The organism is Duganella alba, from assembly GCF_009674495.1.
GTDB classification, from domain to species: Bacteria; Pseudomonadota; Gammaproteobacteria; order Burkholderiales; family Burkholderiaceae_D; genus Rugamonas; species Rugamonas alba.
Map to the genome: position 1 here is coordinate 1 of NZ_WKJN01000048.1, position 25,420 is coordinate 25,420.

General features: G+C 63.7%; 25 protein-coding genes. 9 read left to right on the forward strand and 16 right to left on the reverse strand.

Annotated elements, in window-relative coordinates; genetic code table 11:
* Both mreC and GJ695_RS27485 read right to left on the reverse strand, forming a co-directional pair.
* Nucleotides 1-1,086 (reverse strand): rod shape-determining protein MreC (gene mreC, locus GJ695_RS27480; protein ID WP_154370288.1); only part of this gene is annotated, 1,086 nt, incomplete at its 3' end.
* A gap of 93 nt (nt 1,087-1,179) precedes the next feature.
* The gene (locus GJ695_RS27485) at nt 1,180-2,223 is read right to left on the reverse strand and encodes a rod shape-determining protein (protein WP_072789105.1); all 1,044 of its coding nucleotides are present in this window, start codon (nt 2,221-2,223) and stop codon (nt 1,180-1,182) included.
* Nucleotides 2,224-2,478: 255 nt separating this feature from the next.
* Between GJ695_RS27485 and gatC the strand changes: the two genes are divergently transcribed.
* The 7 genes from gatC to GJ695_RS27520 all read left to right on the forward strand — a co-directional run bounded on the left by gatC (nt 2,479) and on the right by GJ695_RS27520 (nt 8,335).
* Nucleotides 2,479-2,781: an Asp-tRNA(Asn)/Glu-tRNA(Gln) amidotransferase subunit GatC gene (gene gatC, locus GJ695_RS27490; protein ID WP_154360493.1), complete on the forward strand. Its 303-nt coding sequence runs from the start codon at nt 2,479-2,481 to the stop codon at nt 2,779-2,781.
* A gap of 54 nt (nt 2,782-2,835) precedes the next feature.
* Nucleotides 2,836-4,308 (forward strand): Asp-tRNA(Asn)/Glu-tRNA(Gln) amidotransferase subunit GatA, encoded by a 1,473-nt coding sequence (gene gatA / locus GJ695_RS27495; protein WP_154370289.1) that lies wholly within the window; start codon nt 2,836-2,838, stop codon nt 4,306-4,308.
* 22 nt (nt 4,309-4,330) lie between these two features.
* Nucleotides 4,331-5,791: an Asp-tRNA(Asn)/Glu-tRNA(Gln) amidotransferase subunit GatB gene (gene gatB, locus GJ695_RS27500; RefSeq protein WP_154370290.1), complete on the forward strand. Its 1,461-nt coding sequence runs from the start codon at nt 4,331-4,333 to the stop codon at nt 5,789-5,791.
* 97 nt (nt 5,792-5,888) lie between these two features.
* Nucleotides 5,889-6,251, forward strand: a complete 363-nt coding sequence (locus GJ695_RS27505; protein ID WP_154370291.1) for a hypothetical protein — start codon at nt 5,889-5,891, stop codon at nt 6,249-6,251.
* 19 nt (nt 6,252-6,270) lie between these two features.
* Nucleotides 6,271-6,648, forward strand: coding sequence for a hypothetical protein (locus tag GJ695_RS27510; RefSeq protein ID WP_154370292.1), 378 nt, complete (start codon nt 6,271-6,273; stop codon nt 6,646-6,648).
* Nucleotides 6,649-6,710: 62 nt separating this feature from the next.
* Nucleotides 6,711-7,082 carry a BlaI/MecI/CopY family transcriptional regulator gene (locus tag GJ695_RS27515; protein ID WP_154370293.1) on the forward strand — a complete coding sequence of 124 codons (372 nt, stop codon included), beginning with the start codon at nt 6,711-6,713 and terminating at the stop codon, nt 7,080-7,082.
* Nucleotides 7,079-8,335: a M56 family metallopeptidase gene (locus GJ695_RS27520; protein ID WP_154370294.1), complete on the forward strand. Its 1,257-nt coding sequence runs from the start codon at nt 7,079-7,081 to the stop codon at nt 8,333-8,335. Before GJ695_RS27515 ends, GJ695_RS27520 begins: the two co-directional genes overlap by 4 nt.
* Nucleotides 8,336-8,347: 12 nt before the next feature.
* On the opposite strand, the gene GJ695_RS27525 is transcribed toward GJ695_RS27520, so the two are convergent.
* The 3 genes from GJ695_RS27525 to pyrE form a co-directional block, all read right to left on the reverse strand.
* Entirely contained in the window at nt 8,348-9,193 is an 846-nt protein-coding gene (locus GJ695_RS27525; protein WP_154370295.1) for an alpha/beta fold hydrolase, read from the reverse strand.
* Nucleotides 9,193-9,564 (reverse strand): hypothetical protein, encoded by a 372-nt coding sequence (locus GJ695_RS27530; protein ID WP_154370296.1) that lies wholly within the window; start codon nt 9,562-9,564, stop codon nt 9,193-9,195. Before GJ695_RS27530 ends, GJ695_RS27525 begins: the two co-directional genes overlap by 1 nt.
* A gap of 73 nt (nt 9,565-9,637) precedes the next feature.
* A complete protein-coding gene (gene pyrE, locus GJ695_RS27535; protein ID WP_154370297.1) occupies nt 9,638-10,315 on the reverse strand; it encodes an orotate phosphoribosyltransferase in 678 nt (225 codons plus the stop codon).
* Nucleotides 10,316-10,391: 76 nt separating this feature from the next.
* On the opposite strand from pyrE, the gene GJ695_RS27540 reads away from it, so the two are divergent.
* Entirely contained in the window at nt 10,392-11,165 is a 774-nt protein-coding gene (locus GJ695_RS27540; RefSeq protein WP_154370298.1) for an exodeoxyribonuclease III, read from the forward strand.
* Nucleotides 11,166-11,308: 143 nt separating this feature from the next.
* Nucleotides 11,309-14,119 (forward strand): beta strand repeat-containing protein, encoded by a 2,811-nt coding sequence (locus GJ695_RS27545; protein WP_154370299.1) that lies wholly within the window; start codon nt 11,309-11,311, stop codon nt 14,117-14,119.
* Between the two features lie 10 nt (nt 14,120-14,129).
* Here the strand turns inward: GJ695_RS27545 and GJ695_RS27550 are convergent, their stop codons facing one another.
* The 11 genes from GJ695_RS27550 to GJ695_RS27600 form a co-directional block, all read right to left on the reverse strand.
* Entirely contained in the window at nt 14,130-15,020 is an 891-nt protein-coding gene (locus GJ695_RS27550) for a pseudouridine synthase (protein WP_154370300.1), read from the reverse strand.
* Nucleotide 15,021: 1 nt separating this feature from the next.
* Entirely contained in the window at nt 15,022-15,903 is an 882-nt protein-coding gene (locus GJ695_RS27555; protein WP_154370301.1) for a M48 family metallopeptidase, read from the reverse strand.
* A complete protein-coding gene (locus GJ695_RS27560; RefSeq protein ID WP_154370302.1) occupies nt 15,890-17,134 on the reverse strand; it encodes an AmpG family muropeptide MFS transporter in 1,245 nt (414 codons plus the stop codon). Before GJ695_RS27560 ends, GJ695_RS27555 begins: the two co-directional genes overlap by 14 nt.
* The gene (gene metW, locus GJ695_RS27565; RefSeq protein WP_154360509.1) at nt 17,134-17,742 is read right to left on the reverse strand and encodes a methionine biosynthesis protein MetW; all 609 of its coding nucleotides are present in this window, start codon (nt 17,740-17,742) and stop codon (nt 17,134-17,136) included. Before metW ends, GJ695_RS27560 begins: the two co-directional genes overlap by 1 nt.
* Nucleotides 17,739-18,887 (reverse strand): homoserine O-succinyltransferase MetX, encoded by a 1,149-nt coding sequence (gene metX, locus GJ695_RS27570; RefSeq protein ID WP_154370303.1) that lies wholly within the window; start codon nt 18,885-18,887, stop codon nt 17,739-17,741. Before metX ends, metW begins: the two co-directional genes overlap by 4 nt.
* A gap of 75 nt (nt 18,888-18,962) precedes the next feature.
* Nucleotides 18,963-20,708, reverse strand: coding sequence for a phosphoenolpyruvate--protein phosphotransferase (ptsP, locus tag GJ695_RS27575; RefSeq protein ID WP_154370304.1), 1,746 nt, complete (start codon nt 20,706-20,708; stop codon nt 18,963-18,965).
* A 44-nt stretch (nt 20,709-20,752) separates the two neighbouring features.
* Complete coding sequence (locus GJ695_RS27580; protein ID WP_154360511.1) at nt 20,753-21,022, reverse strand: HPr family phosphocarrier protein; 270 nt, start codon at nt 21,020-21,022, stop codon at nt 20,753-20,755.
* Between the two features lie 42 nt (nt 21,023-21,064).
* Complete coding sequence (locus GJ695_RS27585; RefSeq protein ID WP_110847503.1) at nt 21,065-21,472, reverse strand: PTS sugar transporter subunit IIA; 408 nt, start codon at nt 21,470-21,472, stop codon at nt 21,065-21,067.
* A gap of 46 nt (nt 21,473-21,518) precedes the next feature.
* Nucleotides 21,519-22,472, reverse strand: coding sequence for a glutathione synthase (gene gshB / locus GJ695_RS27590; RefSeq protein ID WP_154370305.1), 954 nt, complete (start codon nt 22,470-22,472; stop codon nt 21,519-21,521).
* A 134-nt stretch (nt 22,473-22,606) separates the two neighbouring features.
* Entirely contained in the window at nt 22,607-23,908 is a 1,302-nt protein-coding gene (gene gshA / locus GJ695_RS27595) for a glutamate--cysteine ligase (protein ID WP_154370306.1), read from the reverse strand.
* Nucleotides 23,909-24,024: 116 nt separating this feature from the next.
* Nucleotides 24,025-25,420 (reverse strand): ammonium transporter (locus GJ695_RS27600; RefSeq protein ID WP_154370307.1); only part of this gene is annotated, 1,396 nt, incomplete at its 5' end.

Consider the following 25,420-nt stretch of genomic DNA (forward strand, 5'->3'; position numbering starts at 1 on the left):
CGTTGCGGCGGCCGGCGTTGCCGCATTGGCCGCGGCGCCCGCAGCGGGAGCGTCGGCGGCCGGTGCCGGCGTTGCCGGCTTCGGTGCCGGCGGCAGCACCGGAATCAATCCTGGTGCGCCATTCGCCGCAGGCGCAGCGCCAGCGGCGGCAGGTTGGCCCTCGCCCTCTTTCGGCGCATCCTTGATGGCCGCCATCTTGTTATTGTGCTTGCGCGGCGCGCGCTGTTCTTCATCCGGCGGACGCGGAGGCATCTCCGGCGTCGACATCAGGATCAGCAGCTGCGTATTGTTGGCGATGCCGGCCAGCGGCTGGCAGATCACGCCGCCGAACGAACCGCCGGCGCTGTTCTCCACCTGCGTCACGCGCGCCACCGCCAGGCCGGCCGGATACACACCGTCCAGGCCCGAGGTGACGACGATATCGCCCACCTGGATATCCGCATTCGGCGCCGTGAAGCGCAATTCCAGATTGCCCGACTTGCCGCGACCATAGGCCACGCTGCGCAAGCCATTGCGCAGCAGCTGCACCGGAATCGCCTGCTCCTTGTCGGACAACAGCGTCACTTCGGACGTAAACGGGAACACGCGCGTGACCTGGCCGACCACGCCCTGGTTATCGATGACCGGCAGGCCAAGCGCCACATCCTGGTGGGTGCCACGGTCGAGAATGATCTTGCGGCTGTTGGCGTCGCGCGCGTCGTACAGCACTTCGGCCAGCATCGACTTGACCGGCACGCGCTCGCGCGCGTCCATCAGCTTGCGCAGCTGGGCGTTTTCCGCCGACTGGAGCTGCGCCTGCTGCAAAGCCTGCGAGCCGAGTATCTGCTGACGCTTCAACTCGCGCACCTGCTTTTCCAGCGACGACAAGGTAGAGAAATAATCACCGACGCCGTAGATGGCGTCGCGCGGCAGCAAGGCCACCTTCTGCACCGGCGACAGCACCGCGCCGGCATAGTAACGCACCGTTTCCAGGCTGCGCATGTGCGAGTCGACCAGCAGCAGTGCAATCGATATGCACGCGAACACCGTCATCTTGACCCGCGCAGAAGCGCCTTGCTTGAAAAGTGGCGGAGGACTGTATTCCATGACTTCCAATAATCCGGCGCTCGCGCGCCAACGAGACTGTCAACTCACTCTAATGCATCGGGGCCGCTGTTTCGCGGCCCCGTTTTATTCAGATCACTCGTAGGAGAAGATCGAGCCCAGTTGGTCCATGCGCTCCAGCGCCATGCCCGAGCCGCGCACCACGCAGGTCAGCGGATCTTCGGCCACCAGCACCGGCAGACCGGTTTCCTCCATCAGCAGGCGGTCCAGGTCGCGCAGCAGCGCGCCGCCACCGGTCAGCATCATGCCTTTTTCGGCGATGTCGGCGCCCAGTTCCGGCGGCGTCTGTTCCAGCGCGTTCTTGACGGCGGAGACGATGTTGTTCAGCGGGTCGGTCAGCGCTTCGAGGATCTCGTTGGACGAAATCGTGAACGAGCGTGGAATGCCTTCGGACAGATTGCGGCCCTTGACTTCCATTTCCTTGACTTCGGAGCCAGGGAAGGCCGAACCGATGGCCTTCTTGATCGCCTCGGCGGTCTGCTCGCCGATCAGCATGCCGTAGTTGCGGCGGATGTAGTTGACGATCGCTTCGTCGAACTTGTCGCCGCCCACACGCACCGAACCTTTGTAGACCATGCCGCCCAGCGAGATGATGCCCACCTCGGTGGTGCCGCCGCCGATGTCGACCACCATCGAGCCGGTGGCGTCCGACACCGGCAGGCCGGCGCCGATGGCCGCTGCCATCGGCTCTTCGATCAGGTACACCTGCGAGGCGCCGGCGCCGAGCGCCGATTCGCGGATCGCGCGGCGTTCCACCTGGGTCGAGCCGCACGGCACGCAGATGATGATGCGCGGCGAAGGACGGAAGAATTTGGAGTCGTGCACCATGCGGATGAACTGTTTCAGCATCTGCTCGGTGACGGTGAAGTCGGCGATCACGCCGTCTTTCATCGGGCGGATCGCCTCGATATTGCCAGGCACCTTGCCCAGCATCTGCTTTGCTTCTTTACCAACTGCCTGGATCGTTTTCTTGCCATTCGGGCCGCCTTCCTGGCGGATCGCGACGACCGAAGGTTCATCCAGAACGATGCCCTGGCCGCGAACGTAGATCAGAGTGTTGGCCGTGCCCAAGTCGATGGCCAGATCAGAGGAAATATACCGACGTAAAAAACCAAACATTAAAGTGTCCTGTGGCGCTACCGATGTGCGCGTAAACCGTTGAGTGAGAAATCCTGTCCGGATGCGGCGGCAGCAATGATTCAGCGCCGACAACGCATCAACCCGCCATTCTACCTTATAATTTGACTGCGATTTATCGAAAATCCACCCAAAAGTGTGACGCCTGAGACCGCTGTTTAAGCGGCATTCACCGGTGAATATCGGTGAATAGGCAGAATTTCAAGTTTTTTATCAATATCACAACCAACCCGTGCCATGTCCCTGACCCTATCCGACGTAACCCGCATTGCCAAACTGGCCCAACTTGAGATGAGCGAACAGCAAAGCGCCACCGCGCTGGAGCAGCTGAACGGCATTTTCGCCCTGGCCGAACAGATGCAGGCGGTTGATACCGAAGGCGTCGCCCCGCTGAGCCATCCGCTGGCGGCGCACATGAATAACATCGCCCTGCGCCTGCGCGACGACGTGGCCAGCGAACCGAATCGCCGCGACGCCTATCAAACGGTAGCGCCCAAGACCCAGGACGGCCTGTACCTGGTGCCGAAAGTGATCGAATAAGCCGCTTTAGCGCCCTGCCTTCTTGCACCGATCACGAATCTGAATTGAAACGCCATGCATACCAAAACCATTAAAGAGCTGTCCGCCCTCCTGCAAAGCAAGGCGATTACCGCCACCGAACTGGCCACCCAGTTCCTCGACCGCATCGAGAAAAGCGACCTGAACGCCTTCCTGCACGTGGACCGCGCGCTGACCCTGGCGCAAGCGGCCGAAGCGGACGCCCGCATCGCCGCCGGCACCGCCACGCCGCTGACCGGCGTGCCGATCGCCCACAAGGACATCTTCGTCACCCAGAACTGGCGCTCGACCGCCGGCTCCAAGATGCTGGCCAACTACGTCAGCCCGTTCGACGCCACCGTGGTGGAGAAGTTCCGCGCGGCCGGCATGGTCACGCTGGGCAAGCTCAATTGCGACGAGTTCGCCATGGGTTCGGCCAATGAAAACTCGGCCTTCGGTCCGGTGAAAAATCCGTGGGACAAAAGCGCCGTGCCGGGCGGCTCGTCGGGCGGTTCCGCCGCCGCCGTGGCCGCGCGCCTGGCGCCGGGCGTCACCGGCACCGACACCGGCGGCTCGATCCGCCAGCCGGCCGCCTTCTGCGGCATCACCGGCATCAAGCCGACCTACGGCCGCGTGTCGCGCTACGGCATGATCGCGTTTGCCTCGTCGCTGGACCAGGGCGGCCCGATGGCGCAGACCGCCGAAGACTGCGCGCTGCTGCTCAACGCCATGGCCGGCTTCGACGAACGCGATTCGACCTCCTTGACGCCGGAACTGGGCGGCGTGGACGAAGACTTCACCCGCGAACTGGGTCAGCCGCTGACCGGCCTGCGCATCGGCGTGCCGAAAGAGTACTTCGGCGAAGGCCTGGCGAAAGACGTGGAAGACGCCGTGCGCGCCGCGCTGGCCAAGTACGTGGAGCTGGGCGCGACCCTGGTCGACATCTCGCTGCCGAACACCGCGCTGTCGATCCCGGCCTACTACATGATCGCGCCGGCGGAGGCCTCGTCCAACCTGTCGCGCTTTGACGGCGTGCGCTTCGGCCATCGCGCCGACGGCTACAAGGATCTGCAGGACATGTACCGCAAGACCCGCGCCGAAGGCTTCGGCGCCGAGGTCAAACGCCGCATCATGGTCGGCACCTATGTGCTGTGCCACGGCTACTACGACGCCTACTACCTCAAGGCGCAGAAGATCCGCCGCCTGATCGCGCAGGATTTCGAAAAAGTGCTGAACGGCCCGGACGCCGTGTGCGACGTCATCATGGGACCGGTGGCGCCAACCGTGGCGTGGGACCTGGGCGACAAATCGGACGATCCGGTGGCCGCCTACCTGGCCGACATCTACACGCTGTCGACCAGCCTGGCCGGTCTGCCTGGCATGTCGATCCCGGTCGGCTTCGGCGCGAAAGATCGCCCGGTCGGCCTGCAGATCATCGGCAAGCACTTTGGTGAAGCCAAGCTGCTGAACGTCGCCCACGCCTACCAGCAAGCCACCGATTGGCACACCCGCGCTCCGGCCGGCATTTAAGAACACGAATAGCGAGAATCATATGGAATGGGAAGTCGTCATCGGTATTGAGAACCACGTGCAGCTCACTACCGCATCAAAAATCTTCAGCGGCTCGCCGACCACCTTCGGCGCCGAGCCGAATACGCAAGCCAGCCCGGTGGATCTGGCGCTGCCTGGCGTGCTGCCGGTCATGAACAAGCAAGCGGTCGACCGCGCCATCCGCTTCGGCCTGGCCGTCGGCGCCAAGATCGCGCCGGCGTCGATCTTCGCCCGCAAAAACTACTTCTATCCTGACCTGCCGAAGGGCTACCAGATCAGCCAGTTCGAAGACCCTGTGGTCATCGGCGGCGCGGTCACCTTCGGCTACGAGAAGGATGGCGAATTCGTCACCCGCACCGTCAACCTGACGCGCGCGCACCTGGAAGAAGACGCCGGCAAATCGCTGCACGAAGACTACGCCGGCATGTCCGGCATCGACCTGAATCGCGCCGGCACGCCGCTGCTGGAAATCGTCTCCGAACCGGAAATCCGCAGCGCGGCCGAAGCGGTCGCCTACTGCAAGGCGCTGCACTCGCTGGTGATGTGGCTGGGCGTCTGCGACGGCAATATGCAGGAAGGCTCGTTCCGCTGCGACATCAACGTCTCCGTGCGTCCGAAAGGCCAGCAGGAATTCGGCACCCGCTGCGAGATCAAGAACCTGAACTCGTTCCGTTTCATCGAAGAAGCCGTGCACGTTGAAGTGCGTCGCCAGATCGAGCTGATTGAAGACGGCGGCAAAGTCGTGCAGGCGACCCGCCTGTACGATCCGGATCGCAAGGAAACGCGCGAAATGCGCAGCAAGGAAGACGCGCAGGACTACCGCTACTTCCCTGATCCGGACCTGCCGCCGCTGGTCATCTCCAACGCCTGGATCGACCAGGTGAAAGCGGCGATGCCGGAACTGCCGGCCGCCATGCGCGCGCGTTTCGTCAGCGAATACGCGCTGCCGGATTACGACTCGCTGGTGCTGACGCAATCGAAAGCGATGGCGACCTACTTCGTCGCCGTGGTGGACGCTGCCGGCAAGGAGAACGCCAAGACCGCCGCCAACTGGCTGATGGGCGACGTCTCGTCGACGCTGAACCGCGAAGGCGTGGACATCGCCGACGCGCCGGTCAAGCCTGCGCAGCTGGCGCTGATGCTGAAGCGTATCGCCGACGGCACCATCAACAACAAGACCGCCAAGGAACTGTTCGGCGACATGTGGGCCGCCAAATCGGACGACGACAACCTGGTCGATGCGCTGATCGAGTCGAAAGGCCTGAAGCAGATCTCCGACACCGGCGCGCTGGAAGCCATCGTCAACGAGGTCATTGCCAACAACGAGAAATCGGTGGAGCAGTACCGCGCCGGCAAGGAAGCGGCGATCAACTCGCTGATCGGCCAGGCGATGAAAGCCTCGCGCGGCAAAGCCAACCCGGCGCAGCTGACCGAACTGCTGAAAGCCAAGCTGGCCGGCTAATCACCGCCGCCCAAACAACGCCCCGCCAGCGCAAGCTCGCGGGGCGTTTTTACGTCGTCATGCTATGCTGGATCACCATTCACGGACGCCAATTCCCATGACGGTTTCCCGCCTGCTGTTCCGCACTGCTGTGCTGTGCCTCATGCCGCTTTCCTCCGCGCGCGCCGACAGCGGCTGGGATGGACTCGGCATGTTTTTCTACTTCGGCGTTGTCCCTTTGCTGGCTTTGCTGGCGGCCTTCCTGTTCAGCCTTTTCATTTCCAGGGCGCCTAGACTGCACAAGCTGTGGGCGGGCATCGCAATTGCCGCCAGCCTGCTGCTGCTGATCATCCTGTCTGCTTCGCATACGCTGAATCCACCGCCCTTCCTCTTTTGGCTGTTGCCTGCAGCGGCGTGGTGGGCAACGGCGCAAGGCTTACTCAGATTTACACGGCAGCGCGGTGCGAGGCGGCGTAATTGACGCATAATGGAAAACCATTATGCGTACCTTGCTCACACTTTTCCTCACCGCCTGTTCCGCATCGGCCCTGGCTGATCCGGTCGACGTCGACCAGATCAAGAAAGACCTGGCGAAGATCGACCGCGAGCTGCGCGCCGACACGCCGGCCGTGCCGGACTTCGGCAAGGACAAGCCGTTCGGCCGCGTCAACGTTGAAATCGAGGACGCCTATATCGGCACCGGCGAAGACGCGCGCTCCTATTACGAAGCGCCCGACGGCACCGTCTACTACATGGAAACCATCAAGGGTAAAACCCGCTGCTCGATGACCGGCGCGGTTGGCTCCTTCTCCGGTAAAAGCAACGGCGCGTCCGGCATCCAGTGTCCCGCCTCCACGGCTGACTGGAAAAAGTACTGAGCGAAGTATACATTTTTGTCTAGAACGGCTATTCTACATCCATCGATCGATGTGGAGACGCCATGAGCATTCCCAAACCTACCGCCGGCGAGCTGGAACTATTGCAGGCCCTGTGGCCGCTCGGGCCGTCCACCGCCAAGCAGGTGCACGAGGCCATGCTGGCCGATAAGCCCGATCTGGCCTACGGCACCGTGCTGCGCCTGATGCAGATCATGCACACCAAGGGCATCCTGACCCGCGACGAAAGCCAGCGCTCCCACATCTACGCCCCCGCCCAGCCGCAGGACGCGCTGCAAAACAGCCTGCTCAAGGACCTGATGCAGAAAGCCTTCGCCGGCTCGGCCAAGGCGCTGGTGCTGGCCGCGCTGCGCACCGGCATCTCCAAAAAAGAACGCGACGAAATCGAAAAACTGCTCAAGGAAGACAAGCAATGAGCGCCTTCATCTTCGCCCTCGGCCTGACGCTGATGCACTTCCTGTGGCAAGGCCTGCTGCTCGGCTGCGCCACCGCCGTGGCGCTCACGCTGCTGCGCAACAGCCGCGCCGAATACCGCTACCTGGTCGCCTGTTGCGCGCTGCTGGCCTGCCTCGGCTGGCCAGCGCTGGAACTGTGGCAGCGCCTGAGCGGCGACGCCGCGCCGGCCAGCGCCAGCTTCCACGGACTGCAATGGGCCGCCGGCATCGCCAGCGAAGAAACCTGGTTCGACCTGCATACCTCGGTGCGCGGCATCGTCAGCCTGTGGGCGCTGTGCGCCGCCGTGCTGGCGCTGCGCATGCTAGCCGGGATGCTGTGGATCGACCGCGTCAGCCGTCACCGAGGCAACCACCCGCAGCAACAGCGCTGGGAAGCCGAACTGGCGCGCCTGGCGCAGCGCTTCGGCATCCGCCGCGAGATCGGCCTGCGCGTGGTCGACACACTGGCCAGCCCGGTCACCGCCGGCTGGTGGCGGCCGGTGGTGCTGGTGCCGGCGGCGCTGATCAGCGGCATGCCGCCCGACCTGCTGCAAGCCTTGCTGGCGCACGAAATGGCGCACATCCAGCGTCACGATTACCTGATTAACCTGCTGCAGAACGTGATCGAAACGCTGCTGTTCTACCACCCTGCGGTCTGGTGGATGTCGAACCGCATCCGCGTCGAGCGCGAACTGATTGCAGACGATGTCGCCGCAAGGCAGCTGGGCGAACCGCGGCGCCTGGCCCTTGCGTTATCGGAACTGGAGCGGCTCCGGTTCTCCAATCATCAGCTGGCCCAAGCGGCCAATGGAGGAGATTTAGTGATGCGTATTCAACACCTGCTGCGCCCCGCCCCGCAGTCCCTCAACTGGAAGACCGCCATCGCCATGCTCGGCGTGGCGATGGCCTGCGTATCGGTCTATGCGCAAGCCACGGCCGCCGACAAGAGCGCGTCCGCCGACCGGGCCGCAGTGGTCGATTTCAAGACCTGCGCCAAACCGGACTGGCCGGAAGCCGCAGTAGCCGACAAACGCACCGGTACCGTCCAGCTGAACTTCCTGGTCGGCACCGACGGCAAGGTCAAGGAATCCAAGGTCGACCGCTCCAGCGGCCATGCGGACCTGGACGAAGCAGCCCGCACCGGCATCCAGAAATGCCAGTTCCACCCGGCGATCAAGGCCGGCAAGGCGATTGAAAAATGGCAGAAGATGCAGTACGTCTGGACGCTGGAGTAAGCCGGCGCCGGATTAGCGCTCAATCCACGCCAGGATGTCGGCAAAGATCTGCTCGCGATTGAGCTCGTTGAAGTTTTCGTGGAAGTTGCGCGGGTGGCGCTGATAGGTCAGCAGCGCCGCCGGCACGGATTTGAGCATGGCTTCGGCCGCGTCGGCATCGGCCAGTTTGTCGTCGCCGGCCACCACCGCGAACAGCGGCTGCGTCCAGGACGGCATGCGCGCGGCCAGGCCCTGCTGGGCCGTGGTCAGCGCGTTGCCGAAGCGGACCGTGATTTCGGTGGCGCGGATGCCGTCGCGCTCATCCGCGTAGTGGCGGGCGGTGATGGTGGTGTCATGCGTCAGCTGATGGGTGAGCGAAGCCAGCGGCACCTTCATGCGCGGCGCCAGCGCCCCCAGCACGCCGGCCAGCGCCAGCAGCACCGGCGACACCTTGATCGCGTTCACGTAGTACGGCGAGGACAGGATGAAGCCCTTGATGGCGGCGTCGCCGGCAAAGTGGCCCAGGCCCAGATGTGTGGCGATCAGCGCCCCCATCGAGTGGCCCATCACGTACACCGGCAAGCCCGGATACTGCTGCTTGACCCAGGCCAGGAACAGCACGCTGTCATCGAGAAAAACGTTAAAGCCGGGAATATCGACGCGGCGCGCATCCTGGTGGCCGCACAGGTCGTAGGCCACGGTGGCAATGCCGTGCTGGCGGAACCAGCGCGCCGGCGTGACGTAATCGCCGCCGTGCGCCATGCCGCCGTGAATGGCGAGGATCACCGCGCGCGGCGCGGCCGGCTCCCACACGTGGACCCGGCGCTGCACGCCCTGCCCCGCGCTGAACTGGGTCAGCCGGTCCTCGGCAAAGCGCATCAGGCGGTGATGCTGAGATTGATGCCCATTTCCACCAGCGTGGTCATGTCGGCCAGCGACAGATCCAGCGTCGGCGTGGCGACGCCCGGCTCGCAAGGGAAGGAGATGCGCAGTTCGGCATCGACGTCGGAGCGTTCGAAATGGATGCCGCGCGCGCGGCATTCGCTGAGATAAAAGCGGATCTGCTTGAGCAGTTCGTCCGGACTCTTTTCGGTGCCGATGGCCACGTAGAAGCCCGAGTCGATGCGCACCCGGCCGTCAGGCTTGACGTCGCCCTTTTGCCAGTCGCCGTGCGGCTCGCTCGGCAGGCCGTCGCGGACGTCTGCCAAGCCTTCGGGATGGCCGTGCACCTTCAGTGTTGCGATATTCATGGTCTGCCTTATTTGGTCTCCTACCTCAATAAGGTTACACCATAGAAATATCAAAGTCTAGCAAGATAGCTATTTAGGCAATGCCGTAGCGGGTGCGATAGCCAGCCACCGCTTCCTTGTACTGCGCCAGTTGCGGATCGGCGGCGGCGCCGTTCAGGTAGCCGAACAGATCGTCCAGGTTGCCGATCGAAATCACCGGGATGCCGTACTTCTCGGTCACCTCCTGCACCGCCGACAGCTCGGACAGCTGGCCGTCCTTGCCGCCGCGCTCCATGCGGTCCAGCGCGATCAGCACGGCGCATGGCTCGGCGCCGGCGGCGCGGATCATCTCCACCGATTCGCGCACCGAGGTGCCGGCCGAGATCACGTCGTCGATGATGACGACCTTGCCTTGCAGCTTGGCGCCGACGATGGTGCCGCCCTCGCCGTGGTCCTTGGCTTCCTTGCGGTTGAAGGCGAACGAGGTGTTGCGGCCCTTGCCGGCCAGCGCCACGGCGGTGGCCGAGGCCAGCGTGATGCCCTTGTAGGCCGGGCCGAACAGCATGTCGAATTCGACGCCGGAATCGAGCAGCGTCTGCGCGTAGAACTGCGCCAGCTGCGCCAGCGTGGCGCCATCATGGAACAGGCCGGCGTTGAAGAAGTACGGGGACTGGCGCCCGGCCTTGGTGGTGAACTCGCCGAAGCGCAGCACACCGGTCTGGACCGAAAACGCGATAAATTTCTGACGTAACGAAGTGGTATCACCCATCATAGTGCCTCATTTCTTTAAAGTGCCGGTATTTTACCGCTACACTAGCGCATTCCGTACTTTCTGCCTCGAATCTTCTATGCCAAAAATCATCTCCGCCAACCTGAACGGCATCCGCTCCGCCTCCAGCAAAGGCTTCTTCACCTGGCTGGCCAAGCAGGACGCCGACTTCGTCTGCGTGCAGGAACTCAAGGCGCAGGCGCCGGACATGACGCCGGAATTCCTCAACCCGGGCGGTTACCACGGCCACTTCCACTACGCCGAGAAAAAGGGCTATTCCGGCACCGGCGTCTACAGCAAGATCGAGCCGGACCGCGTGGTGATCGGCTTCGGCTCGCCCGAGTTCGACGCCGAGGGCCGCTACGTGCGCTGCGACTTCGGCAAGCTGACCGTGATTTCGGTGTACTGCCCGTCCGGCTCGTCCGGCCCGGAGCGCCAGGAAGCCAAGTTCCGCTTCATGGACCTGTTCATGGTGCACCTGCAGCAGCTGCACGCCGAAGGCCGTGAAATCGTCATCTGCGGCGACTGGAACATCGCCCACAAGGAAATCGACCTGAAGAACTGGAAGGGCAACAAGAAAAATTCCGGCTTCCTGCCGGAAGAGCGCGAGTGGATGACCCGCCTGTTCGACGAAGTCGGCTATGTCGACGTCCATCGCGGCCTCGACCCGCGCGAAGAGCAGTACACCTGGTGGAGCAACCGCGGCCAGGCTTACGCCAAGAACGTCGGCTGGCGCATCGACTACCACGTGGCCACGCCCGGCATCGCCGCCAAGGCCACCACGGTGGCCGTCTACAAGGAGGAGAAATTCTCCGACCACGCCCCGCTGACCATCGAGTACGGCGCGTTGTAAGTACCCACTCCGGCCGCGCCGCCCATGGAAGCGGCCGGAGCGTTGTATCGCCGCACAAAGTGTCGTTGATAAAATTTACTGATTAGAAATAACTATGTTTCAGCGTTATCATGGAGGCTTCCTCCAGATAACATTGAGCTCCCATGGCCTTCTCTCAGCCTGCCGTTACCGTTGCGCCCAAACTGGTCAGCGTCTCTTACAGTGGCAACGACAACACGATCACGCTGCATTTCGACCGCACCGTCACCGCCGGCAACGGCAACCTGGTGATCAGCAACGGCCACAGCCAGTCGTATGTGGGCGCCAATGGTTTGTCGAGCCGCATCGTCGGCGCCACCGACACCCGCACGCTGGACGACAGCGATGGCCAGATCAGCTACAGCACCACTGACGGCACCGTCACAATCCATCTGAACAGCGCGCTGCACAGCGGCGAGAGCTACAGCGTCACCATGGATGCCGGCGCGGTGCAGGACGCGGCCACCAGCGGCGCCATCGGCCGCATCAGCGCCACCACGCTGTTCAACTTCACCGCCAGCGGCAACGCCAGCGTGCCGGCCACGCCGGCCGCCGCCGTGGGTGCGGCGATCCACTTTACCGACACCGGCGCCAGCAGCAGCGATTACATCACCGCCTCGCTGGAACAGCAGGTCACCGGCACCTACAGCGGCAGCCTGGACGCCAACGAGTTCATCCAGGTATCGCTGGACAACGGCGCCAGCTGGCACCAGGCGTTCGCCAACGCCGACAACCACACCTGGAACTATAGCGGTTCCATCGACACCGGCAACCTGGCCAGCGGCGCTGACGGCAATCTGAACGGCGCCTTGCTGGCGCGCGTCAGCAATACCGCCGGCGGCAGTTCCGCCACCGCCAGCCAGGCCTATGTGTACAGCAACCATCCGATCGAGGTCAGCGTCAATCCCACGGTCAGCTTTTCCGACGACACCGGCAGCGACAGGACCGACCTGATCACCAATACCGCCAGCCAGACCGTCAGCGGCATCTACGAGGGTGTACTGCACGACGGCCAGACGCTGCAGATCTCGGTGGACAACGGCAGCACCTGGATCAATGCCAGCGCCAGCGCCGGCATCTGGCAGGCGAGCAATATCACGCTGCTGGAAGGCAAGCACGGGATGCAGATGCGCGTCACGGATACCATGGGGAATGCCAGCAACACCGCCTACAGCGAATACACGCTGATCAGCAGCGGCCTCGGTCTGAACGGCCGCGCGCTGACGCTGGCCAGCGACAATGGCGCTTCCAACGCCGACGGCGTCACCAACGCCATCAGCAGCGTCTCGCTGAATGTCAGCAATCTTCACGGTGTGCATGTGGGTAATGTGTTCCAGGTCATCGACACCAGCAATAACTCGGTCGTCGGCAGCTATACCATCCAGTCTGGCGACCTGTACTACGGCACCGGCGACTACCTGGCCCAGGGCTACAACGACAGGAATGAGCGCACCGCGCTCAATATCAGCGTCGATGGTGTCTTCAGCGACGGCGCGCAGCACCTGGCGGTGCGCCTGGTCGATATCGCCGGCAACGTGGGCACGTCCAGCAGCATCGTCGACGTTACGCTTGATGCCACGCCGCCAGTGGTGCAGTCGAGCGCGATATCGGGCAGCACCATTACGCTGACCTTCAGCGAAGCGGTCAACCTGAACAACGACCTGAGTTTCCAGATCAGCGATGGCAACGACACCAGCGCCGGCACCCAGATCCTGACCGTGGAAGCCAGCCAGGTCAGCGTCAGCAACAATACCGTGACGCTGAACCTGTCCTCCAGCCTGGACCCGAACAGCCACTACTCTGTCACACTGCGGTCCGGCGTCATCTTCGACACTGCCGGCAACAGCGCCTACCCGCTCAACAGCACCCTGATGCAATTCACGACCGACGGCACGGCGCCGCAATTGTCCGGCATCGCCCTGTCAAACGACAGCGGTGTGACGGGCGACTACGTGACCAACGTCGCCGAGCAAACGCTCAACGGCGTCTACTCCGGCACGCTGGGTGCGGGCGATCACATCGAGGTATCGCTGGACGGCGGCGCCTGGACCGCGGCCAGCATCGACAGCAGCACCTGGAGCCTGGCCACAACGCTGACCGAAGGCGCTCACACGGTCGAAGTGCGCGTGGCCAGCAACCATGCGACCGTCATTTCGCAGGCCATCACGCTCGACACCACACCGCCGGCGGCGCAGATCGTGCCGTCCGCCACCAGCTTCCCGTACACCAGCGAGGTGCAGACCATCACCGGCCAGTACAGCTCGGCGACCGGGCTGCTCGATGAAATCGTCCTGGTCAGCCTGGACAACGGCGCCACCTACCAGAAAGCCACCCTGGCCAATGTCAGCACCGGCATCAGTTCCTGGAGCGTGACGGGCGTCGTGCTCAACGGACTGATCGACGTGCAGATCAGCGATGCCGCCGGCAACCTGAGCAATTACTCCGACAGCGGCCGCAACGTCATCGTCATCGAGTCCAATGCCGGCACCTCGTTCGACACCAGCAGCGGCAGCGCGCCGGTCTTCGGCGGCAGCAGCAACAATACCTTCAACCTGCAGGACCCGAATCACAACATCCTGTCCGGCGGCGCCGGCGTCGATACGGTGACGCTGCGGTTCAACAACGCCACCCTGCCGCTGGCCAAGCTGTTCGGCATCGAAGTGATCAACATGTCGCCCACCTACCAGTCGGTCACCTACGGCAGCAACACCATCTTCGGCATCAATCCGGACAACGTGACTGCGATGACGGACCTGATTTCAGGCGTGCACAAGTTGCAAATCGACGGCAACGGCACGAACAACGTCTACCTGGGAAGCGGCTGGAGTGCGGACAACCCGAGCGAAAATTCCGGCTACCACACCTATCATGCGAACAGCGACAGCAGCATCGTGCTGCTGATCGGCAGCGCGATCAACATCCAGACGTCGGCGTAGCGCTTATTCTCTACAGGCTGCGGCGCGAGCGGAACTCGCGCCATTCGCCGCTGAGCGGATCGATGAAGGAAATGGCGCGCGCCAGCAGCTGCAAGGGCTGCGACACGTCATCCTCCTTGCACGGCAGCGCCACCGGATAGAAGGCGTCGTTGACGATCGGGATGCCGAGCGACGACAGGTGCAGCCGCAGCTGGTGCTTGCGGCCCGTGTGCGGGAACAGGCGATACAAGGTCAGCTCGCCGCGCTGTTCGATCACCTCGATCAGCGTTTCCGAATTCGGCTCGCCCGCCTCTTCCTTCATGATGAAGAACTTGTCGCCGTCGACCATGCGGCTGCGGTAGGTGAAGGGATACGCCACGCCCGTCAGGCGCGGCGCCAGCGCCTCGTACTCCTTGACGATCACGCGCTTCTGGAACATCGACTGATAGGTGCCGCGGCTGGCCGCGTTGCGCGAGAAGATCACCACGCCGGCGGTCTCGCGGTCCAGCCGGTGGATCGGCGTCAGGTCCGCTTCGCCCAGCGTTTTCTTCAGGCGCACCAGCAGCGTCTCGTGCAGGAAGCGGCCGCCGGGCGTCATCGGCAGGAAGTGCGGTTTGTCGACCACCACCAGGTGCTCGTCCATGTGCAGGATCTCTTCCTTGAACGGAATCGGCGTCTCCGGCGCATCCAGCTCGCGGTAGTAGAAGATGCGCAGGCCGCGCCTGAAGCGGCTTGACGGCTGCAGCGGCTGGCCGTCGCCGTCCACCACCTGGCTGCGCGCCATGCGGTCGCGCCAGGCGGCTTCCGGCACGTCCGGGAAGCGTTCGATCAGGAAGCTGATCATGTCCGGCCAGTCGCCTTCCGGCAGGTACAGATAGCTGGGCGCGACACCGTCGCGCATGGGCAGCGGATAACGCGACATATCAGGAACGTGGCAAGGCAATCGAGTGGTAAGGAGGCAGCTGGTTCGCATCAAGGCCCTTGGCGCGCGCGTACACCGGCAGCACCAGATGCATATTCTTGTTCATGTTGTCGATGCGGTCCTTGCCCGTCGGGTGGGTGGACAGGAAACCGATCGGCTGCCGCTGGTTGATCGCGCTCATTTTCTGCCACAGCGCCACGCCGGCGCGCGGGTCGTAGCCGGCGCGCGCCGCCAGGTCCATGCCGATCAGGTCGGCCTCGCTTTCGTCGCCGCGCGAGAACTTCAGCGCCGCCACATGCGCGGCGCCGCTGCCGACCGCGTCGCCGAGGCGCGGATCGAAACCGAAGTAGGCGGCGGCGCCGGCGCCAGCCAGGCGCGCAAACAGCGAGGTGGCGGTGTTCTTGCCGGCCTGCTCGCGCGCGTGCTCGCGCAGCGCGTGGGCGATTTCGTGCCCCATCACCATCGCCACTTCGTCGTCGGTGAGATTGAGCTTGGTCAGGATGCCGTTGTAGAAAGCGATGCGGCCGCCCGGCATGCAGAAGGCGTTGACCGTCGGCGAGTTGAGCAGGTTGACCTGCCAGTCCCACTTGGCCGCGTCCGGATTCCAGCGCGTGGTGAACGGAATTAGCCGCTTGGCGATGGCGCGCAGGCGTATCAATTGCGGATTGCGGTCGGTGGCGACGGCGTCCTTCTTGTGCGCCTCGCTCAGCATCTGGTTGTACTGAAGCCGGGACTGTTCGTCGAACTGACGCGCGTCGCCGCCGATATTGCGCATGGGTGACATGCTGGTGACGGGAATGCCGTCATTCTGCGCGTGCAGCGACAGCACGCTGGTACAGAGCACCAGCGCCAGCAAGGCGTTCTTCAATTCAGGTTTTTTCATGACCACTGTTCCACGGAGCTATTTTCGGCAGCATCATCATCGCAGGAAACGCCAGGATAAAGCACACGATAAAGAACCAGAACCATCCGGTTTCAGCAACAATATACCCTACCGAGGAATTGATGAAGGTGCGCGGCACCGCCGCCAGGCTGGAAAACAGCGCGTACTGGGTGGCCGTGTAACGCGGGTCGGTAGCGCGCGACATGAAGGCCACCAGCGCCGCCGCGCCCAGGCCCGGACTGGCGAACGCCTCGAAACCGTAGACAGCGCTCAGCAGCAAAGGATCGGGCCCGACCTTGGCCAGCCACACGAAGCCCAGGATCGCCAGCGCCTGCAGCACGCCGAACACCCACAGCGCGCGGTTGATCCCCAGCCGTATCATCCAGATGCCCGCCACCGCGCCGCCGGCCAGCGCCGCCCACCAGCCGGTGGCGTTGGCCGCCAGGCCGATCTGCTTGGTGGTGAAGCCGATATCGAGGAAGAACTTGGTCGCCAGCGCGGTCGACATGGTGTCGCCTATCTTGTACAGCAGGATGAAGGCGATGATGAACAGCGCCTGCTTCCAGCCATCGCGCAGCACGAACTCGCGGAACGGCAGCACCACCGCCTCCTGCAGGTTCTTCGGTGGCGAGCCATACACCACCGGCTCTTTCGCCAGCAGCGTGCAGACAAAGCCCGGCAGCATGAACGCGGCCACGGCCCAGAAGACGATCTGCCACGGCTGGCTGTCCGCCATCACCAGTCCCAGCGCGCTCGGGATCAGGCTGGACGCCTTGTAGGCGTTGACGATGATCGCCGCGCCCAGGCCCTGCTCTTCCTCGGCCAGGATCTCGCGCCGGTAGGCGTCGATCACCACGTCCTGACTGGCCGACAGGAAGGCGATCACGAATACCGCCACCACGATCAGTTGCAGCTCCAACTTCGGATCGAGCATGCCCATGCCGCCGATGAACAGGAACAGCGCCAGCTGCGTCAGCGCCATCCAGCCGCGCCGCCGGCCCAGCGGCAGCACGGTGCAGCGGTCCATCAGCGGCGCCCACAGGAACTTGAAGGTGTAGGGGAACATCGCCAGGCCGAACAGGCCCAGCGCCTTCACATCGAGTCCGGCCTTGGCCAGCCACGCCTGCATCAGATAGATCAGCGTGTACAGCGGCAGGCCGGAGCTGAAGCCCAGGAACAGAATGGAAACGGTGCGTCCGTTGAGGTAGCTGTACCAGGGCTTTGCGGTCATCAATGGGCTTTCTTGCGGAGTCGGAACACGGCGAGGTCGCCGCGCAGGTTGGGCAGGAAGGAGACGCGCTTGCCCTCGGCCAGCGCGACGCATTCGATCACTTCCAGGCCGCACTCCTCGGCCAGGTCGCGGAAGTCGGTGATGGTGGCGCAGCGCACGTTGGGCGTGTCGTACCATTCGTATGGCAGCGATTCCGACACCGGCATGCGGCCCTTCAGCAAGGCCACGCGGTGCGGCCAGTAGGCGAAGTTGGGGAACGAGACGATCGCCTCTTTGCCGACGCGGACGATGTCGCGCAGCAGCGCTTCCACATGCTTCATCATCTGCAGCGACGACAGGCACAGCACCGTGTCGAACGAGTTGTCGCCGAACAGGCCGAGGCCGTTCTCCATGTCCTGCTGGATCACCTGCACGCCGCGCTGGGTGCTGGCCAGCACCTTGTCGTCGGCGATCTCGATGCCGTAGCCGCTGCACTGCTTGTCGCTTTGCAGATAGTCCATCATCACGCCGTCGCCGCAGCCGACGTCCAGCACGTGCGCCTGGCTGTCCACCCAGTGCGCGATGAAGGCCAGGTCCGGCCGCGCGCTGCTCAAATCGTTGAAGTTCATACCGTTCCCTCTATCTCGTTCCACACCTGGCCGTAGTAGGCGCGCACCATGTTCATGTAGCGCTCATCTTCCAGCAGGAAGGCGTCGTGGCCGTGCGGCGCATCGATTTCCGCATAGGTGACATGGCGGCGGTTGCCGATCAGCGCCTGCACGATTTCGCGGCTGCGCTCCGGCGAGAAACGCCAGTCGGTGGTGAAGGACGCCAGGAAGAACCGGGCCTTGGTCGAGGCCAGCGTTTTCGCCAGGTCGCCGCCGTGCTTGCGCGCCGGGTCGAAGTAGTCCAGCGCCTTGGTGATCAGCAGATAGGTGTTGGCGTCGAAGTATTCGCTGAACTTGTCGCCCTGGTAGCGCAGGTAGGATTCGATTTCGAAGTCGACGCCGAAGCCGAACTTGTAGTCGCCGCTCTCGGCGATGTCGCGCAGCTTGCGGCCGAACTTCTCGGCCATGTCGTCGTCCGACAGGTAGGTGATGTGGCCGACCATGCGCGCCACGCGCAGGCCGTTCTTCGGCACCACGCCGTGTTCGTAGAAATCGCCGCCGTGGTAGTCCGGATCGGACAGGATGGCCTGGCGGGCGACGTCGTTGAAGGCGATGTTCTGCGCCGACAGCTTGGCGGTCGAGGCGATCACCACGCAGTGGCGCAGGCGGTCCGGGTACATGATGGACCAGGCCAGCGCCTGCATGCCGCCCAGCGAACCGCCCATGACGGCGGCGAACTGCGTGATGCCCAGCTGGTCGGCCAGGCGCGCCTGCGCGGCGACCCAGTCTTCCACCGTCACTACGGGGAAGGCGGCGCCGTAGGGCTTGCCGGTGGCCGGATTGGTGTGCATCGGGCCGGTGGAACCGAAGCAGGAGCCGAGGTTGTTAATTCCGATCACGAAGAACTTGTCGGTGTCCAGCGCCTTGCCGGGACCGACCATATTGTCCCACCAGCCGGTGCTTTTCGGCTGGCCTTCATATTCGCCGGCCACGTGGTGCGAGGCGTTCAGCGCATGGCACACCAGCACCGCGTTGGACTTGTCGGCGTTCAGCGTGCCGTAGGTTTCGTACATCAGCATATAGTCGCGCAGCGACGCGCCGCTTTGCAGGAGCAAGGGCTCTGCAAAATGCATGGTTTGCGGCTTAACGTATCCGAGGGATGACATCGTTGGTTTAGTTGTTATTGGGGCGGCCCCACGGGCCATCTAACAAGGTGGCGCCGCGAGGATGGGCGCCGCCACTCACATCAACTGCAATTGTTCGACCGCGTCTGCAATTACGTTGGGTTCCATCGAGCGCATGATCTTGCGGGTCTGCGGCATGATGCGCGCAAGGTCGCTGTTCAGGATTTCCTGCTTGACCGACAGCAGTTGGGCAGGATGCATCGAGAATTCCCGCAGCCCCATGCCCAGCAGCAGGCGCGTCAGCTTGACATCGCCCGCCATTTCGCCGCACACGGCGACGTCGATCCCGGCTTTATGCCCGGCCGCAATCGTCATCGAGATCAATTGCAGCACAGCCGGATGCAGCGGATTGTAAAGGTGTGCGACTTCATAATCAACCCGGTCGATCGCCAGCGTGTACTGGATCAAGTCGTTGGTGCCGATCGACAGGAAGTCCATGCGCTTGACGAACATCGGCAGCGCCAGCGCCGCCGCCGGAATCTCGATCATGGCGCCGACGTCGACATCGTTGTCGAACTTGACGCCCAGCTCGCGCAGCTCGGCCTTGGCCTGCGCGATCATGGCCAGCGACTGGTCGATCTCGAACGCATGCGCCAGCATCGGAATCAGGATGCGCACCTTGCCGAACGCCGACGCGCGCAGGATGGCGCGCAGCTGCGTCAGGAAGATCTGCGGCTCGGCCAGGCAGTAGCGGATGGCGCGCAGGCCCAGCGCCGGATTGAGCGCCGTCTGCTCGCTCTGGTCGAGCGGCTTGTCGGCGCCGATGTCGAGCGTGCGGATGGTGACCGGGCGGCCCTTCATCGCCACCACGGCTTTCTTGTACTGTTCGAACTGCTCGTCTTCCGACGGGATCTTGCTGTTGCGGCCCATGAACAGGAACTCGGAGCGGAACAGGCCGACGCCGTTGGCGCCCGCCTCCATCGCGGCCGGGCAATCGTCCGGCAGCTCGATGTTGGCCAGCAGCGTGATCTCGACGCCGTCCTTGGTGATGGCCGGTGTCTTCTTCAGCTTTTGCAGCTTCTTGCGCGCGCGCGCGGCGGCGCCCTGGCGTTCGCGGTACTGCTCCAGCACCAGCGGGCTTGGATTGGCGATCACCACGCCGGCGTCGCCGTCGATGATCAGCCAGTCGTCCTGCTCGATCAGCGTCGAGGCGCCGGACATGCCGACCGCCGCCGGAATGTCCAGCGAACGGGCGACGATGGCGGTGTGCGAGTTCTGGCCGCCGACGTCGGTGACGAAGCCGATGAAGGAGCGGTCGCGGAACTGCAGCATGTCGGCCGGCGAGATGTCGTGCGCGACGATGATCATCTGCGGCTGCGCCTCGTCCTCGCCGCCGGCTTTCGGCGGCAGGATTTGCTCGGTGCCCATCAGCACCTTGAGCACGCGCTCGGCCACCTGCTGGATGTCGGCCTTGCGCTCGCGCAGGTACAGGTCTTCGATCTCGTCGAACTGCGCCGACAGCTCATCGATCTGCGTCAGCAGCGCCCATTCGGCGTTGTAGTGGCGCGCGCGGATGATGTCCAGCGGCGCTTCGGAAATCATGGGGTCGGACAGGATCAGCGCGTGGACGTCGATGAACGCGCCCAGCTCGGTCGGCGCATCCTTCGGCAGCTCGTTCCACAGCGTTTGCAACTCTTTATGGACGGCGGCCAGCGCCTGCTGCAAACGGGCCACTTCGGCCTCGACCTGCTCTTCGGCCACCAGGTAGTGCTTGACGTCCAGCGCGGCGGGCGCCAGCAGGTGGGCGCGGCCGATGGCGATGCCGCGCGACACGGGAATGCCATGCAGGGTGAACGACGCCATCGGCGCCCCTGCGGGGAAACGGGGTCGGCTGCGCTCCGCCGCCATTACTCGCCTTCGCCGAACTTGTCGTTGACCAGCGCGGTCAGGGCGGCGACGCAATCGCCTTCGTCGTCGCCGTCGGCTTCCAGCAGCACCTTGGCGCCCTTGCCGGCGGCCAGCATCATCACGCCCATGATGGACTTGGCGTTGATGCGGCGCGCGTTACGCGTCAGCCAGACATCGCTTTTGTATTTTGCTGCCAGTTGGGTAAATTTGGCGGAAGCACGCGCATGCAAACCAAGCTTGTTGATAATTTCAAGTTCTTGCTGAATCATTTTTATTTTGTCTCAATCAGATGGCGCATTGCTAAAAAATCGTCAGGTTTCCCCGACGCGGATCCGGTTGTCGACGCGCACCGCGCCACTTTGCGCGCCCGCCAGGGCCATCTCGACCACCACGTCCAGCGTGTCGCGGCGGTACGTGATGGCGCGCAGCAGCATCGGCAAACTGATGCCGGCGATGACCTCCACCCGGCCGGCGTCGGCCAGCCGGTTGCAGCAGTTGGCGGGCGTGCCGCCCTTGACGTCGGTGATGACCAGCACGCCATCACCGTCGTCGAGACGCTTGATCGCCGCCGCCGCCAGATCCTGGACTTCGCCGAGGTCCTGGTCGGCGATCACGTCGATCGCTTCCAGGTGCTCGGTGGGACCGCGAAACACGTGGGCGCAGGCCGCAAGAAAGGCCTGTCCCAGTGGTGCATGCGTCATAAGTAGTATGCCTACCATATTGTTAAACCGCCAGTGAGGAATAAAGTTTTCTTGTCATCGGGGACTATTTCGCCGCCGCCGTGACCGCCGCTTCCAGCGCATCGATGAAGGTCGCCGCCACCGGGAAACCGGCTTGCTGCGTAATCTCCTGGAAGCAGGTCGGGCTGGTGACGTTTACTTCCGTGAGGAAATCACCGATAACATCTAATCCTACCAGCAACAGGCCGCGGGCGGCCAGAATCGGTCCCAGCGCGTTGGCGATCTCGAAGTCGCGTTCGGTCAGCGGCTGCGCCACGCCGAGGCCGCCGGCCGCCAGGTTGCCGCGCACTTCGCCGTTCTGCGGGATGCGCGCCAGCGAGAACGGCACTGGCTTGCCGCCGATCACCAGGATGCGCTTGTCGCCCTTTTCGATGGCCGGAATGAAGCGCTGGACCATGATGGTGTACTGGCCGTTGCCGGTCAGCGTCTCGATGATGGCGCCCAGGTTCATGCCGTCCGCCTTGACGCGGAAGATGCCGGTGCCGCCCATGCCGTCCAGCGGCTTGAGGATGATGTCGCCGTGCTGCTTCTGGAAGGCGCGGATGCGCGCCTCGTCGCCGGTCACCAGGGTCGGCGAGGTGAACTCGCTGAACTGGGTGATGGCGACTTTTTCATTGTGGTCACGGATCGCCGACGGCTTGTTGAACACCTTGGCGCCCTGCTTTTCGGCCAGCTCCAGCAGGTAGGTGCTGTAGACGTATTCCATGTCGAACGGCGGGTCCTTGCGCTGCAGGATGGCGTCGAACTCGCCGAGGTTGGTTTCCGCCGGCTCGGCCGCGCGATACCAGTCCTGGCTGTCGCCGGTCATGGTGATGCGCGCCACCTTGGCGCTGACCACGCCCTGTTCGACCGCCATGTCCTTCTGCTGGAAGGCGTAGACCTCGTGGCCGCGCTTGTCCGCCTCCACCATCATGGCGTAGGTGGAGTCCTTGTAGGTCTTGAAGGTCGACAGCGGGTCGGCGAGGAAAGCGATTTTCATGGTGCGTCCAGTAGAGGTAATGGCTGATTTTAGCCGAGATTAAACATGAGCATCCGCCGCGCCGTCATTCCCGCGCAGGCGGGAATCCATGGGACGCCGGCTCCGCCTGGGTCCCCGCCTGCGCGGGGACGACGTCAGTACACTTCCGGATTGGGGTCGGTGCGCTCCATCTCCAGCGACGCCGCCAGCAGCGCCAGCCGCGCCACCACGCCGTACACATAGAAACGGTTTGGCGCCGCCGTGCCCGGCTTGGCCTTCAGATCCGGCACCGCGTGCTGCTGGGCAAACGCCAGCGGCACGTACTGCGAACCGGGCGCGTTGAGGTTCTGGTCGACGCCCTTCTCGGCGTGCACGCGGTAGAAGCCGCCCACCACGTAGCGGTCGATCATGTACACCACCGGCTCGGCCACCGCGCTCTCGATGCTCTCGAAGGTCGGCACGCCTTCCTGGATGATGAAGTCGGTCACTTCCTTGCCATCCTTGATGACGATCATCTTGTCGCGCTGGGCCTGGGTCAGGTCCTTGATCTCGCTGGAATCCTTGATGGTCAGGATACTGGTGCCGTAGGTGCCGGCGTCCGGCTTGACGATCACGAACGGCTTGTGGTCCTTGATGCCGTATTCCTTGTACTTCTTCTTGATCTTGGCCAGCAGCGTGTCGATGTTGGCGGCCAGGCACTCGTAGCCCTCGCCGGTGCGGAAATTGACCGCGTCGCACTTGGCGTGGAACGGATTGAGCATCCACGGATCGACGCCGATCAGCTTGCCGAACTTCTTGACCACCTCGTCATAGGCGTTCAGGTGGTTGCTCTTGCGGCGCAGCGCCCAGCCGGCGTGCAGCGGCGGCAGCAGGCTCTGCTCGTGGATGTTTTGCAGGATATCGGGAATGCCGGCCGACAGGTCGTTATTCAGCAGAATCGTGCACGGATCGAAATCCTTCAGGCCGACGCGGCGGCCATTCGGCGAGCGCACCAGCGGCTCGACAACCAGCATATTGCCGTCCGGCAGAGCGATCGGCGTCGGCTCGGTGACCTCGGGCGACAGCGAACCGAGGCGCACGTGCAGGCCGGTCTGGCGGAAAATCTGCATCAGACGGGCGACGTTCTGCCAGTAGGTCGGGTGGCGCTGGGTAATTTCGGGAATCAGCAGCAGGTTGCGCGCGTCCGGACAATACTTGTCGATCGCGGCCATGGCGGCCTGCACCGACAGCGGCAGCATTTCCGTGGCCAGCATGTTGAAGCCGCCCGGGAACAGATTGGTATCCACCGGCGCCAGCTTGTAGCCGGCGTTCCGCATATCCACAGAGCAATAAAATGGCGGCGTGTGTTCCTGCCATTCAAGGCGGAACCAGCGCTCAATGGCGGGCGTGGCGGCCAGGATCTTTTCTTCCAGGTCGAGCAGGGGTCCGCTCAGGGCCGTGACGAGGTGGGGAACCATGTTATTACTTCCTTATTACCGTGCGGACTATGCCAAATGAGGGCAAAAACGTCATTTTAAAGGCTGGAAATAAAAAAAGCGCCCCGCAGGGCGCTTTTCTGATGAAACAGTGTCAATTAAGAATGATAAGCCGACTCGCCGTGGGTGGTGATGTCCAGACCTTCGCGCTCTTCTTCTTCCGGAACGCGCAGGCCGATGACGATGTCGACCAGCTTGTAGGCAATGATCGACACGATGCCGGACCACAGGATGGTCACGCCGACGCCGGTGGCCTGCACGATCACTTGCGCCGAGATCGAGTAGTCAGCCGATGCCTTGTTGGCAACATAGTCGAACACGCCCTGGCCGCCCAGCGACGGTGCAGCAAACACACCGGTCAGGATCGCGCCCAGGATACCGCCGACGCCGTGCACGCCGAACACGTCCAGCGAGTCGTCCGCGCCCAGCAGGCGTTTCAGGCCATTCACGCCCCACAGGCAGACCACGCCAGCCAGCAGGCCGATGATCAGTGCGCCCATTGGGCCGACGAAGCCGCAGGCCGGGGTGATGGCGACCAGACCGGCCACCGCACCCGACGCGCCACCCAGCATCGATGGTTTGCCTTTGAAGATCCATTCAGCGAAGACCCAGGCCACGGTAGCGGCGGCGGTTGCCAGCAGGGTGTTGATGAAGGCCAGGCCAGCGACGTCGGCCGCTTCCAGCGCCGAACCGGCGTTGAAACCGAACCAGCCGACCCACAGCAGCGATGCGCCGATCATGGTCATGGTGACCGAGTGTGGCGCCATCGATTCGCGGCCGTAGCCGACGCGTTTGCCGATCATGAAAGCACCGACCAGGCCGGCAACTGCGGCGTTGATGTGCACCACGGTGCCGCCGGCGAAGTCCAGCGCGCCTTTCTGGAACAGGAAGCCGCCTTTTGCGGTTTCCGTAGCCAGCGTGGCGGCATCCTTGATCGCGTCAGGACCGGTCCAGAACCAGACCATGTGCGCCATCGGCAGGTAGGCGAAGGTGAACCAGATCACGATGAACGCCAGCACGGCGGTGAACTTGGCGCGCTCGGCGAAGGCGCCGATGATCAGGCCGCAGGTGATGGCGGCGAAGGTGCCCTGGAACGCCACGTACACGAACTCGGGAATCACCACGCCTTTGCTGAAGGTGGCGGCGTAGGCGAAGGTGCCTTTGACCGGATCCCAGATATTGTTCAGGAAGGTGCGGTCATGCAGGTTGCCGAAGAACGCATTGCCTTCGGTGAACGCCAGCGAGTAGCCGTAGATGCACCACAGGACGATGATCAGCGCGAACACCATGAACACTTGCATCAGCACCGACAGCATGTTCTTGGAACGGACCAGGCCGCCGTAGAACAGCGCCAGGCCAGGAATCGTCATCAGGATCACCAGCAGGGTCGACACCATCATCCAGGCGGTATCGCCCTTCTGTGGCGTCGGCGCGGCGGCGGCCGGAGCAGCAGCGGCTTCGGCTGGCGCGGCGGCAGCAGGTGCGGCGGCGGCC